The sequence below is a fragment of the Pararhizobium sp. genome, from assembly GCF_965279435.1.
GTDB lineage: Bacteria > Pseudomonadota > Alphaproteobacteria > Rhizobiales > Rhizobiaceae > Pararhizobium.
Genome location: NZ_CBDIHY010000002.1, coordinates 843,801 through 856,334 on the forward strand (window position 1 = coordinate 843,801; position 12,534 = coordinate 856,334).

Genomic DNA, 12,534 nt, shown 5'->3' on the forward strand with positions numbered 1-12,534 from the left:
TTTCTTAACGTGCGTTGCGCAGGCGGGGATCAATCACCGCGTAGGCGATATCAACCAGCATGTTGAGGACAACAAAGATGAAGGAAATGATGCAGAGGTAGGCTGCCATGACCGGGATATCGAGAAAGGTCACGGCCTGGATGAAGAGCATGCCCATGCCCGGCCATTGGAAGACCGTCTCGGTGATCAGCGCGAAGGCAATCAACGCTCCGACATTCATGGCCGTCATGGTGACGACCGGCATGAGACAGTTGCGCAGCGCATGACGGAAGTAGATGCGCCAGCGCGGGATACCGCGTGCCCGGGCAAACTTGACATAGTCGGAGCGCAGCACTTCAAGCATCTCTGCTCGCACCAGCCGCATCACCAGCGTGATCTGATAGAGCGACAAGGCGATCGAGGGCAGGATCAGTGCCGCCAGACCGGATGAGGTCAGGAAGCCGGTGGACCACCAGCCGATCTGAACCACTTCGCCGCGCCCAAACGCGGGCGCCCAGCCCAGGATCACCGAAAAGACGAGGATCAATAGAATGCCGACGACGAAGCTCGGCAGGGATACCCCGACAATGGACAGGAATTGCAGACTTTCCGTGTACCATTTGCCGCGCTTGATCGCGGTCAGGATGCCCAGCGGCAGACCGAAGAGCAAGGAAAGGACCGTCGCGACCAGAACCAGTTCCAGTGTCGCCGGAAACCGCTCGGCAATCACGGGCAGTACTTTTTGGCCATTGCGGTAGGAAACACCGAAGTCACCCTGCACAGCGTTGGTGACAAAACGGATATATTGCGTCGGCAGGCTGTCGTTCAGACCGAGACGTTCGCGAAGAGCCGCGCGATCGGCTTGGGACGTCTGCTCACCCACCATCAATTCGACGGGGTCGCCCGCAAGCCGGAAGATTAGAAAGGCGAGCAAGGCGACGGAGAGCATCACCAGGACTGCATTTCCGAGACGCTTGATGATGAAGACTAGCATGGTGACCTCTCCGCTTCGCTCCAGCCACGGGCAGACCCTGCCCGGGCGGTTCGATCAATAACACTCAGAGACAGGGATGGCCGCTTGGGCAGCAAATGCAAAGGCGCAGCTGAGCGGTGCGCCCTTCAGGACTTAAGCCGCAATGCCAGCACCACCACGAGACGTACGCTCCTCACGTACAACCTCCCCTGTTCTCGTCGTGCCCCCATTAAGACAAGGTTTCAAAAGTTGTCAACGTGATTGTAGACAATTTTGTGCAATTAAAGCGCCGTTTCCTCAACATCTTTGCCGCCGCCTTCCGGCCACAACGGATAGCTTGGCGAAAACAAGGCCTCGACCGGCGGGTGCTCCCAGCTTCTATCGGGATATTTGGCAACCAAACCTTCGAACTGGCTCTGGGCTCGTCTGCGGGCATCTTGCATATCGAAACCTGCCAGCTTGCCCGCCAGCATGGAGAGCCTCCCGTCGACAAAAACCGCTTGTGTGACCTTGCCCGAACCACCAAGCACCAGCGTTGTGATCGGATCGACGCTGGGCGTCATATGTGGATCATCGAGACGGAAGACGGCGATATCGGCGCGGGTGCCCGGCGCAAGCCTGCCGATGTCGGTACGGCCGAGCGCTCTGGCGCCTCCCAGCGTCGCCGCGTCGAACAGACCGGCAGACAGCACGGCATCGGATTTCTTTTCGCTGATGCGGCAGGTGACGAGACCCATGAGAAGGTTCATCAGCATGTCCGGCGGCGCGGTATCCGTCGCCATGCCGATGTTGATGCCGAGTTCCCGGCAGGCCGCGAAGGAATGAAGCATGCTGCCCATCCGCGCCGACACCAGCGGCGAATGGGCGATGGAAACGCCGTGCACCGCATAAAGCTCAAGATCCCGCCTGCTGGCATAGGTGGCGTGCGGCGCGATCAGCCGTTCACTCAAAAGCCCGTGGTTCGCCATCCATTGCGGTCCGCTTGCCCCGTGCAACCGTTGCATCGTCTCGAGCTCAAGCGGTCCTTGCGCCATATGGAGCCTCGCCCGGCAATCCAGATCGCGCGCCGCATCCATGGTCTGCTTGAGCAGTTCCAGCGTGCAGGTCTCCACCCGGTCCGGTGCCAGCAGGCCGTTGACGAGGCCGCCGTGACGCCCCTGCTGATGTTCGATGAAAGACACCGCCTCACGCAGCCCCTTCAGCCCCCTCGCCTCATCAAAGACCGGCACCATCCTGCCCGGCGCTTCCAGCACCATGCCGCCGGAGCGATAGGCCGGACTGAGGAATACCCGAAGACCAAGGTCGCCGGCGGCATCGGCTGCGGCCTCGAACTCGGCGACCGTTTCGCCCCATTCGCGATAATAAAGCGAGGCGACCGGTGCGGCGGAGGTGATGCCGTTCAAAAGCAGAAGACCGAAGGCAAAACGCTTCTGGAAGGCAAGCTCTTCTTCGCTGTACATTTCATAGGGGCCGCGCTCGACATAGGATTGCGGCCAGATGCGTCCCCTCGACCATCCCGGCTGGTTGTCGTGAACCAGCGTATAGGTATCGAGATCGGACAGGGCATCCAGATCAATCAGGCCGGGGCTGACAAGGGCCGCGCCAAAATCGATCCGGCGAGCAACCTCGCCCTGAAACGAGAGACCGGCAAAAATCACGGCGCCGTCTTCCATGACGATTTCGCCACGCGGCACGAGATGATGTGTACCGTTACGCCAGGCGAGAACCCAGTCTGCGGTCAAAAGAGTACGGCCCGCCGGCCGCTGGCCGAGTGTCAGCGTGTTGAGGGGATCGGATGTCATGGTCTTTCCTGAAGCGGCTAAAGAGAGAGACTGAAGTTCAAATGAAAAGAGCGCCTCATGGGGCCATGAAACGCTCTTTTCCTGTCAAAACTGGTCTTGGACGATTATTTGCCCATCATTGTGTGCCAATGACGTGGCTTGTTGTCGGCGCGGAAATCGACGCTCTTGACCGTGCTCAGCATGGCCCAGGCGATCGGTTGCTGATGCAGAGGAATGAGCATGGTTTCATCCTTGGCGATTTTCAGGGCCGCTTCTTCCAGCGCCAAACGCTTCGTATTGTCCGGCTCGTGGGCTGCCTGATCGACCAGCTTGTCGATTTCCGGATTTGACCAGCCGCCGTAGTTGGAAACGCCCATCGCGCCCTTGCGGGTCGAAAGGACCTGGGACAGCAGCGAGTAAGCGTCGAGCGTCGGCTCGTTTGCCCAGCTCAGGTTGAACACATCGGCCTTGCCGTTGCTGCGCTTCGGCGTCTGGACGGCGCGTGGTGCGATATCCATGGTCGGCTGGAAGCCGCCGCGCTTCAACATGTTGACGATACCGGAGCAGATATCCTCTTCGTTGATGCTTTCGTCGTTCATGCACATATAGGTGAAGGCGAGGTCCTTCATGCCCGCATCGGCCAGCAGCTGCTGGGCGCGCGCCGGATCGGCGGGGCTGTAGGTGTCGAGCGACTTGGCATAGCCGGAAATTTCCGGAGCGATGAGCGAGCCCGAAGGACGCGCCAGGCCACGCATCACCTTTTTATTGATCAAATCGCGGTCAATCGACGCTTCGAATGCCTGACGCACGCGCAGGTCATTGAACGGGTTCGGACGGCCATCTTCCAGCTTTTCCTTGCGGTTGAACGCGACGAATACAGTCCGCAGTTCTGTGCGTTTCTTGACGGTGATCCCCGGCGAAGATTCCAGACGCGGCAAATCCTGGATCGGTGCTGAATCGATTACGTCGATTTCACCGGAGAGAACGGCGGCGACACGCGTTGCAGCCGACGAGATCGGCATGAACTCGATGCGATCGAGATTGTGCTTCTTTTCGTCCCACCAGCCATCATTGACGACGAGAACGGTCTTGCTGTCCGGGACGCGGCTTTCCAGCTTGAAGGGGCCGGTGCCATTGGTGTGCTGCGTGGTGTAGCCTTCGACCTTGGACGCAAAATCGGTCGGCTTTTCGCTGTTGTTGGCCTTCAGCCACGTTGCGTCGAAGATGAAGATATTGGTGATGTCGTTGAGGAACAGCGACGTTGGTGCCGTCACTTCGATATCGACGGTGTAGTCATCGACTTTGCTGACACCGGCGAATAACGGGATATTGCCGCGCAACGGCGAGGTCTCATCGGATGCGCGCTTGAAGGAAGCAACCACGTCGTCGGCCGTGAAATCGGCGCCGTCGTGGAACTTCACGCCCTTGCGCAGGGTAAAGCGCCAACGTTTGTCATCGACCAGCTTCCACTCGGTGGCGAGCGCCGGCTCGATCTTGAAGTCCGCATCGTAGCGCACCAGGCCCTCATAAATATGGTTGAGGAAGGCAAGGTTCGACGTGGAAGGAACCGAATAGGGATCAAGCGAGAAGATATCGGCTCGTCCGCCCCAGCGAAGCGTTTCTGCGCTGGCAGGCGCAGCAATGGCAGCCGCTGTCAGCGCGGCAAGAATGAAGCTTTTCACACGGGACATGTTTCCCCCCTTATTGATCGTTGATGCGCCTGCACATCCAAGCACCCAGGCAGACGGGAGTATTGTTTCACCTATTTCTATTGTCAATGATATTGTTGACAATTATCGTAGCCAAAATTCGCCCTTCTGGTCAGAGGGGCGGTGATTATGAAAATAGGAGGAAACGGGATGGGAAATTACCTGCTGCTTCACGGCACGATTGTCACAGTCGATCCGGAGCGGCGCATTATCGAGGACGGAGCGCTGGCGATCGCGGGCGACAGAATTGTCGACATCGGGACGGCAGAGGAGCTTGAGCCCCGTCACACCGGCAAGACAATCATCGACTGTCGCGGCAAGCTAATCATCCCGGGACTGATCGATGCCCATGGCCACGCGGGCCATGCTCTCATCCGCAGCGTTGCGGCCGACACCAATGCGATGTGGATGCGCGTCGTCACCCCGACCTACTACCATTATGTTACCCGCGACTACTGGTATGCCGACGGCCTCGTCTCCGGCCTCGAACGGCTTCGCGCCGGCGTGACCACCGGTGCCAGTATCATCACCTCGATGCCGCGCGCCGATGATCCAGTCTTCGCCATCAACCATGCCCGTGCCTATAGCGAAATCGGGTTGCGAGAAATTATCTGCGTCGGCCCTTCGGGTCTGCCCTGGCCGCATCCGGTCACACGCTGGGAAAGTGGAAAACCCGAACGCCGGCATATCGCTTTCGAGGAGATGATCGAAGGTAGCGAAGCTGTCATCGAGGCGCTGAACGGCAGCGCCGATGGCCGCATCAGTGTTTTCCTGACCCCCTTCACCATCGTCCCATCGGTCGAGCCGTCGAACGCATCGTCACCGGACCAGGCGGTAACACTGACGGAAAACGACCGCTATCAGGCGCGCCGCGTGCGTGAAACCGCCCGTAAATGGGGTGTGCGCCTGCATTCTGATGCCTTTGCCGGACAGATCCGCATGGCCTTCCAGGATAAGGAAAATGCACTGCTGGGGCCTGACATTCATCTCCAGCATTGCTGGGGCATCTCGCACGAGGAAATGGACATCCTGGCCGAAACAGGAACCCATGTCACCCACGCGCCTCCCGGACGCTCGACGCCGATCATGGAAATGATGTCGAAGGGTATCCGGGTGGCGATCACCACCGATGGCGCAGCACCGAGCCGGCATTTCGACATGCTGCAGACTGCACGGCTGGCGCAATTCACGCAACACCTCATCCACAACCACGATCGCTACCTGCTGCCGCCGGGCAAAATTTTTGAAATGATCACTATCGACGCCGCCCGCGCCATCGGCATGGAGCATGAAATCGGATCCCTCGAAGTGGGCAAGAAGGCAGACATCGCCATCATCGACATGCGCAAACCACACCTCATGCCCATGTGGATGCCGGTTCACCGGCTCGTCCATCAGGTCTTGGGAAGCGATGTCGACACCGTCATCGTCGACGGCAAAATCCTCATGGAGGGCGGCAAGGTGCTGACAACCGACGTCGAGGCGGCGATCGCTTTCGGACAGGAGGAGGCGCTGGCGCTGGCCGCGCGTGCCGGGCTGCACGCCCACATGCACGACCCCGGCTGGGGAAAACTGCAACGCACCTTCGACGAACCCGTCATTCCGCCTCAACCGCCGGTATGCTGACGGGCGAAATGGTGCATGGGTTTCCGCTTTCAAAGCAATCGCGATCGCCTTGAAACAGGTTGAACCCCGAAGGGGTCAACAACAATACATCACGCGTGGCAAACGGTGTCGCCACGCGTGGACCGAAGGACGTTAGATGGCAAGCGTTTTGATCCATAGGGTCCGAGCGCTCTGATGCCAGTTCGGTCGCTCAGATAAGTTACGAGCGGCCGAAATGTGCTTCGGCGATATCGGCGATATGTTTGCCGATCGGTAGTGCTGAGGTGGCGGCAGGTGATGGGGCGTTGAGGACGTGAACCGTGCGGGCCGTGCGTTCAATCAGGAAATCATGCAGCAGGCGGCCGTCGCGGCTGATAGCCTGGGCGCGAATGCCGGCGGGATGCGGATGCAGATCTGCCTGTTCCAGCTCCGGGCAATAACGTTGGCACAGCGCAAGGTACCGGCGGCGACTGAGTGAGTTGGCCATCTCGCCCAGCCCGTAGCGCATGTTGCTCGCCATGACGTGGCGAAACCCCGGGAACCGAACCATCTCCCAAAGATCCGTCGGGCTGATGTTGCCGAAGCTGTAGCCGTTGCGGGCAAATGCCAGCACGGCATTGGGGCCGACCGTCACGAACCCGCCAATCATCGGTGTCAGATGCACGCCGAGGAACGGCAGTGATGGTTCAGGAATGGGATAGATGAGATGTTTAACGATGTGGCTCTTGTCGGCGCCGAGCCGAAAATACTCGCCGCGGAAGGGAACAATCGCGATATCTTTCGCAAGGCCGCACATCCGCGCGAGGCGGTCGGCGTTGACGCCAGCGCAAACGATGACGTGGCGGGCACTGAGCAGCATGCCCGTGTCGAGGGTGATTTCAACACTATCGGCTTGTTCGTCGATGCGGGTGACTTCAACGTCGGTCATGATCGTGCCATCGGCTTCGATAAGAAGCTCCCCCATGCACCGTGTCACTTCGCCGTAATCGACGATACCCGAGGCCGGAATGAAGAGAGCCCCAAGACCGGCAATATGCGGTTCACGTTCTGTCAGCTCAGCCGTGCTGATCCGATGAACATCAAGTCCATTGGAGACGGCACGCTCATGGAGCTTTTCCATGCGCGGTAGCTCTTCTGGGCTGGTGGCGACGAGCATTTTGCCCCGCTGTTCGAAGCGGATGCCATAGTCTTTGCAGAACTGCATCGTCGCAGCGCTGCCCTCGCGGCAGAATTTCGCCTTCAGGCTGCCGGGCTCATAATAAACGCCAGCATGGATGACGCCGCTGTTGCGCCCTGTCTGATGACTGGCAAGCATCGGCTCCTTTTCCAGAACGGCGACGGTAAGGCCGGGAAACCGCTGCGATAGCTGCATGGCTGTCGATAGCCCGACAATCCCGCCTCCGATCACTACGATATCGAAATCCGCCACGCGCTCGAAATTCATTCTGCCCGTTCCCGTCGTATCCGCAGAAAGCCCTTTCTTGCTACACGAATGGCTGCTTCAGTGCCAGGCGCCACGCGTATCGTAGATCACTTTGCCTGCCAGGCGGGTGTGCCGCATGGCCTTGAAGGGTTCGTGCTCGACGAGAAGCACCACGATGTCCGCACGCTCCACCGCCTGATACGCACCCTCAAGGTGAAGATTATCGTATTTTGACAGTGCTCCCGGCATAGCGCTGACATAAGGATCCGCCACAAGAATTTCGACATCCGGCAGCGCCTCGGCGATGAGCCCGACGACTTCTATCGCGGGGCTTTCGCGCACATCATCGACATTGGCCTTGAAGGTCAGGCCCAGACAGGCAACCGTTGGCGAACGGAACCGTTTTGCTTTCTCCACCACCTGCCCGGCGACATGATGCGGCCGGTGATCGTTGACCTCGCGCGCCGTGCGGATCAGCCGTGACAACTGGGGGGCGGCAGAAACGATGAACCAGGGATCCACCGGAATGCAATGCCCGCCGACGCCCGGTCCCGGGCTGAGAATATTGACGCGCGGATGCCGGTTGGCCAGGCGTATGACTTCCCAGACGTCGATATGAAGACTTTCGCTGATCAGGGAGATTTCATTGGCAAAGGCAATATTGACGTCGCGATAGGCATTTTCCACCAGTTTGGCCATTTCGGCGCTTGCGGCATCGGTCAACAGAATCTCGCCTTGAGCGAACAGACGATAAATGGACGCCGCCTTCTCCGCGCACCTCGGTGTCAAACCACCAACGACGCGGTCGTTGGTGATCATCTCGATCATGATGCGGCCGGGAAGAACACGCTCCGGGCAATGAGCAACAAAAATGTCGGCACCGGTTTCGCCGTCACGCGGCATTCTCAGATCCGGACGAAGGGCGCCGATCCAATCTCCCACCTTCTGAGTGGTTCCGGGAGGAGACGTGGACTCAAGCACCACGATATTTCCGGACTTCAGCCTTGGAGCAATCTGTTCCGCAGCCGCCTTCACATAAGACAGATCAGCCGTTCGGTCTTCATTGAAGGGGGTCGGAACAGCGATGATGAAGGCGTCCGCCTCCGGTGTTTCGGTTGTCGCTGTCAGCCGCCCCATTGCAACGGCACCGCTGACAGCCACGGCCAGATCCGGCTCGACGAACGGCACCTCCCCGCGCGACAAGGCCGCGACGGTCGCCGGGTTTATATCGACGCCGATCACATCCACCCCGCGTGTCGCAATCACCACGGCGGTCGGCAACCCGATATATCCCATGCCCAGGATGGCAACCCTGCTCTTGAACACTTCACTCATCAGCGATACTCCGAAACTGCGCGTCTGGGATCATGGACCTGGCAGGCGCCACGTTCCGGTTCGCACCCAGCCTGAATGCCCGCGCGGGATGAAACAGTTCCCGGGCGGTGAGTTGGACAAAGCTGGTATTGGTCTTCAGATAGCGCCACCATAACCGGCGCGGCTCCTGCAACAGTCTGTAGGCCCATTCCATACCAGCCTTCTGCCAGGCGATAGGCGCACGTTTTGTCAGACCTGCGATAATGTCGAACGAGCCGCCGACGCCGTGCAGCACCGGAACGTTTAGCGACGCCCCATACGATCCCAGAAATATTTCCTTCTTGGGCGAGGTCATTCCCAGAAACAGCATATCGGCACCGGATTCTCGAATGTCGGCTGCGATCCGGCCTGCCTCTGCGGCCTCATAATATCCGTGATGGCTATAAGCGATCCTCAACCCGGGAAAGCGCTGGGCGATGACGCGCCGCATTTCCGTCAAGACTTCGGGTTTGGCGCCCAGCAGTGCAATGGACCGGTCGTCGCGATGCGCCAGAAAAAGAAGTCGCGTGAAGATGTCGATGCCTGCCACGCGCTCCGGCAAAGGCCGGCCGAGCAGCTTACTCGCCCACACAATGGATTGACCGTCCGCCAGCAAAAGATCGCATTCCATCAGGGATTCGCGCAGGAGTGAATTCCTGTGAAGCTCGACAATTTTTGCAGCATTGAGCACCCCCAGTAGGACTGGCCGGCGTGTCGTGAGGGCCTTACGGCATCGCTCGATGACGTCATCCATGCGCATGGCATCCATATACATACCAAACAGAAGCTGGCGTTGCCTTTGCATATCAAATCTCCTTGAAAACTGCAGGCATGTCCCCTGCCGGGGTGCGGGAAAGCCGTGCCACCACACCTCCCGAAAGCCACGCATACATGAGCCAGCCGAGTTCATAGGGCCGGCATTCATAGTCCACGCGGATGGGCGGAAAGAGCGTATCAAGCCCGGGGATATGTCGCCCCGGCAGCAGCGCTGTCGTCACAGCCGATAAGGCTCTGGCCAACTTGCGGGGTTCGCGGCGCGTCACCTTGCGCCAGATCACACCTTTTTCCGATGCGACGAGGGGCATTGATACCTCGGGATGTTCGTCGAGCCAGCGCATGCCTCTGATGATCGCTTGCGAATGGTCAGTGCCTCCGGCTTCCCGAAGGTCGAGCAACGCCATCGGGGCCATCGCGTGCTGGTGAACGCTATAGACCGGATACCCTTCGATCACGCCACCATTGCGCGCATCGTAATGCCACCACCACTGGCCCGCCGGCCCCTGCAGCGCGCAAATTCGTTCTGCGCAAGCTTCGGCTGCAGACAGGGCCTCGGTGTTTGGCTGGGCTGCATGGAGACGCGAGAGCGCTTGTATCGGGTAAACCTGATCGGCGAAACATCCGATATGCGCCCGGAAACGCCCGCTGGCCGATGCGGGCAACATATGCGTAAACAGGCCTGATGAGGACAGTCCTGACATCAACCGTGTCGTCGCGAGGGAGACGACATCCTGTGTGTCGCCGAATTGCCGAGCCGCCAAACCGGCGCTCAATGCCCACGCGCAATCGACAGTCGCGATGGGCGTATCCGAAGCCAGTATCTGGACAAGCTGCCGGAACAGCGGCACGGAATGGAACCGCCCTGCCTCTGCGGCGGCCCAAGCAGAAAGTGCGATTGCACCCATATCCGCCGATGTCGTGCCACGAACCGCACACACATGTGCGAGATCGAACGCCGTATCGCCACCCAGTATCTCTTGCTGTGTGGCTCTGTCGACATAGGACAGCCCGAGTGCGGCGATGGCGGTATACCGAAGACTGTCTCCTTCAAGGCGCTCCGTCCAGTCCGATTTTTCTTTGACTGCCCGCAGCGTATGCCCGAACGCGCCACTCCGGTGCATGCGTGGCAGACCTCGCTTTGCAATGTTCAGGAAACGATCGGCCTGGGCTCTTGTCTTGCGCGAGATCGATTCAAGGGCCTCCAACCGGTCAAGTGCATTTGGACCCGTTTGCCCGAGTGCAACCGGCCGCTGTCCGTTACTATCCAATGATATGTTTCGCGCTTTCGATTGTAAGGAATGCTGAAAATCAATCGGCATGGCGGCTCCTGATAACTTGCCGTCTCAACGGAAATGGCAGTTGACCAAAGGTTGGCGCAAAGGCGGCGCGGGATTCGCACCAAAATCGCCGCTTGCTGCCGACATGCTAGAAAATCCCCACAGATATGCCAGCGCACTCAAAGACTTACAGAGCCATCATCGGCATGCCGGCAATGGTATGGACATGCACCGATAGGATTACCCGGACTGGTCTTCATTCCGCTTTGGGATGAGCGGCAGAGCTGGACGGGACTGACCGTCTACCTCTCTCTGCAGTGTTTCGGCGCCGGCGCTTTTCCAATAGGAATTGCTGGACTCCCGCTAGCGGGTCTCGCCGGACAGGAGGACGCGAAATGGATGCTTCTATTAAACAAAGAGACTTCCTGCATGGCAGCAAGATTGCGCCGAGGTCTATGGCGACACGAAAACTCTCGCTCGTCGTTGTTACGTATAACAGCGCCTCGGTGCTGCCGGGTTTGCTGGATTCTCTGCGTGCGGGCCTTGAAGGTATTGAACAGTACGAGGTGATTGTCGTCGATAATGACAGCCATGATCATTCTGTCGATCTGGCGATTACTCATCCGATCGGAGCGAGAGTTATCGAAACGGGTCGCAATGGCGGCTATTCCGCCGGGATCAACGCCGCCACTGCGACGATAGACGTTTCATCGGATCTGCTTGTTCTCAACCCGGACATTCGCCTGCAGCCCGGTTCGATAAGCCGCCTGTATGCAGGCCTGAACAGTTCTTCGGTTGGCGTAGCCGTGCCGCAGGTCCGCGGCGAGGATGGCGTCATTGCCAAATCCATTCGCCGTGAGCCATCGATAGCAACGGCGTGGTCCGACGCATTGCTGGGAGGGATGCTGGCCGCCCGAATGGGGCTCGGTGAAATGGTCGATCGTTCTTTGCTGTACCGGGACGGCGGACGTATAGAGTGGGCGACCGGTGCAATCCTGCTGATCACTGCCAACGCCCGTGCGGCAATTGGAGATTGGGATGAAAGCTTCTTCCTCTATAGTGAAGAAGTCGATTATCTTCGGCGCGCTCGAGCAGCAGGCCTGGACGTTCTCTATGTTCCCTCATCCGAGGCGGTCCATATTGGTGGTGATTACCAAAGCAGCGACTTTCTGACCGCGCTCATGACGACCAATCGCCTCAAATATTACAGCCGGCATCACGGCACGCTGGCCTCGGCATTGTTCCGATCGGGCATCGTTGTCGGAGAAGCAGTGCGCCTGGCCCTCGGGTTGGGTCGTCGCGCAGCACTGAGCGCTGCGCTCGGCCGTTAACACGCGACCAGCTGCCGATTTCACAGGTGGCTTAGAGCCATTGTTCGGCTCTCCAGCGAATCACGCGAATAATCAAACCCACGATTTCACTGCATTTTCTGAATATTCGAGCCGTGTGCTCGGCAGCCGGCAACCGGAAACCGGGTTGATCCGCGTATTTTCGAATTCTTATGGTTGTGTAGAATTAATTTTTAAAAAAAAGATACAGGCTTTTATGCGCCCTCGACCCCGGCGCCCCTTCCCCGACCCTTTAGTACTTTTTTTACAAGTCTTTTCAGGGCGCTCATCGCACCTCAGGTTGCATTTTCGCGTAAGGATTTAAAAAT

General features: G+C 58.9%; 9 protein-coding genes. 2 read left to right on the plus strand and 7 right to left on the minus strand.

The window, feature by feature from the left end; translation table 11 throughout:
- Window positions 1–4: 4 nt before the first annotated feature.
- From ACQY8Q_RS05380 to ACQY8Q_RS05390, 3 genes are all read right to left on the minus strand, one after another.
- Window positions 5–973, minus strand: a complete 969-nt coding sequence (locus tag ACQY8Q_RS05380; protein ID WP_428425387.1) for an ABC transporter permease — start codon at window positions 971–973, stop codon at window positions 5–7.
- A 260-nt stretch (window positions 974–1,233) separates the two neighbouring features.
- Window positions 1,234–2,754 carry an amidohydrolase family protein gene (locus ACQY8Q_RS05385; protein WP_428425389.1) on the minus strand — a complete coding sequence of 507 codons (1,521 nt, stop codon included), beginning with the start codon at window positions 2,752–2,754 and terminating at the stop codon, window positions 1,234–1,236.
- 104 nt (window positions 2,755–2,858) lie between these two features.
- Window positions 2,859–4,424 (minus strand): ABC transporter substrate-binding protein, encoded by a 1,566-nt coding sequence (locus ACQY8Q_RS05390; protein WP_428425391.1) that lies wholly within the window; start codon window positions 4,422–4,424, stop codon window positions 2,859–2,861.
- A gap of 168 nt (window positions 4,425–4,592) precedes the next feature.
- Between ACQY8Q_RS05390 and ACQY8Q_RS05395 the strand changes: the two genes are divergently transcribed.
- Window positions 4,593–6,068, plus strand: coding sequence for an amidohydrolase family protein (locus ACQY8Q_RS05395; protein ID WP_428425393.1), 1,476 nt, complete (start codon window positions 4,593–4,595; stop codon window positions 6,066–6,068).
- 199 nt (window positions 6,069–6,267) lie between these two features.
- On the opposite strand, the gene lhgO is transcribed toward ACQY8Q_RS05395, so the two are convergent.
- The 4 genes from lhgO to ACQY8Q_RS05415 are packed head-to-tail and all read right to left on the minus strand — an operon-like array spanning window position 6,268 to window position 10,721.
- Window positions 6,268–7,491 carry an L-2-hydroxyglutarate oxidase gene (lhgO, locus tag ACQY8Q_RS05400; RefSeq protein ID WP_428425395.1) on the minus strand — a complete coding sequence of 408 codons (1,224 nt, stop codon included), beginning with the start codon at window positions 7,489–7,491 and terminating at the stop codon, window positions 6,268–6,270.
- 57 nt (window positions 7,492–7,548) lie between these two features.
- Entirely contained in the window at window positions 7,549–8,805 is a 1,257-nt protein-coding gene (gene wecC / locus ACQY8Q_RS05405; protein ID WP_428425397.1) for a UDP-N-acetyl-D-mannosamine dehydrogenase, read from the minus strand.
- Complete coding sequence (locus tag ACQY8Q_RS05410) at window positions 8,798–9,628, minus strand: WecB/TagA/CpsF family glycosyltransferase (RefSeq protein WP_428425399.1); 831 nt, start codon at window positions 9,626–9,628, stop codon at window positions 8,798–8,800. The genes wecC and ACQY8Q_RS05410 overlap by 8 nt, the downstream gene beginning before the upstream one ends.
- Before the next feature lies 1 nt (window position 9,629).
- Window positions 9,630–10,721 carry a hypothetical protein gene (locus ACQY8Q_RS05415; protein ID WP_428425401.1) on the minus strand — a complete coding sequence of 364 codons (1,092 nt, stop codon included), beginning with the start codon at window positions 10,719–10,721 and terminating at the stop codon, window positions 9,630–9,632.
- A 551-nt stretch (window positions 10,722–11,272) separates the two neighbouring features.
- On the opposite strand from ACQY8Q_RS05415, the gene ACQY8Q_RS05420 reads away from it, so the two are divergent.
- Entirely contained in the window at window positions 11,273–12,208 is a 936-nt protein-coding gene (locus tag ACQY8Q_RS05420) for a glycosyltransferase family 2 protein (protein ID WP_428425403.1), read from the plus strand.
- The last annotated feature ends 326 nt before the right edge of the window (window positions 12,209–12,534 follow it).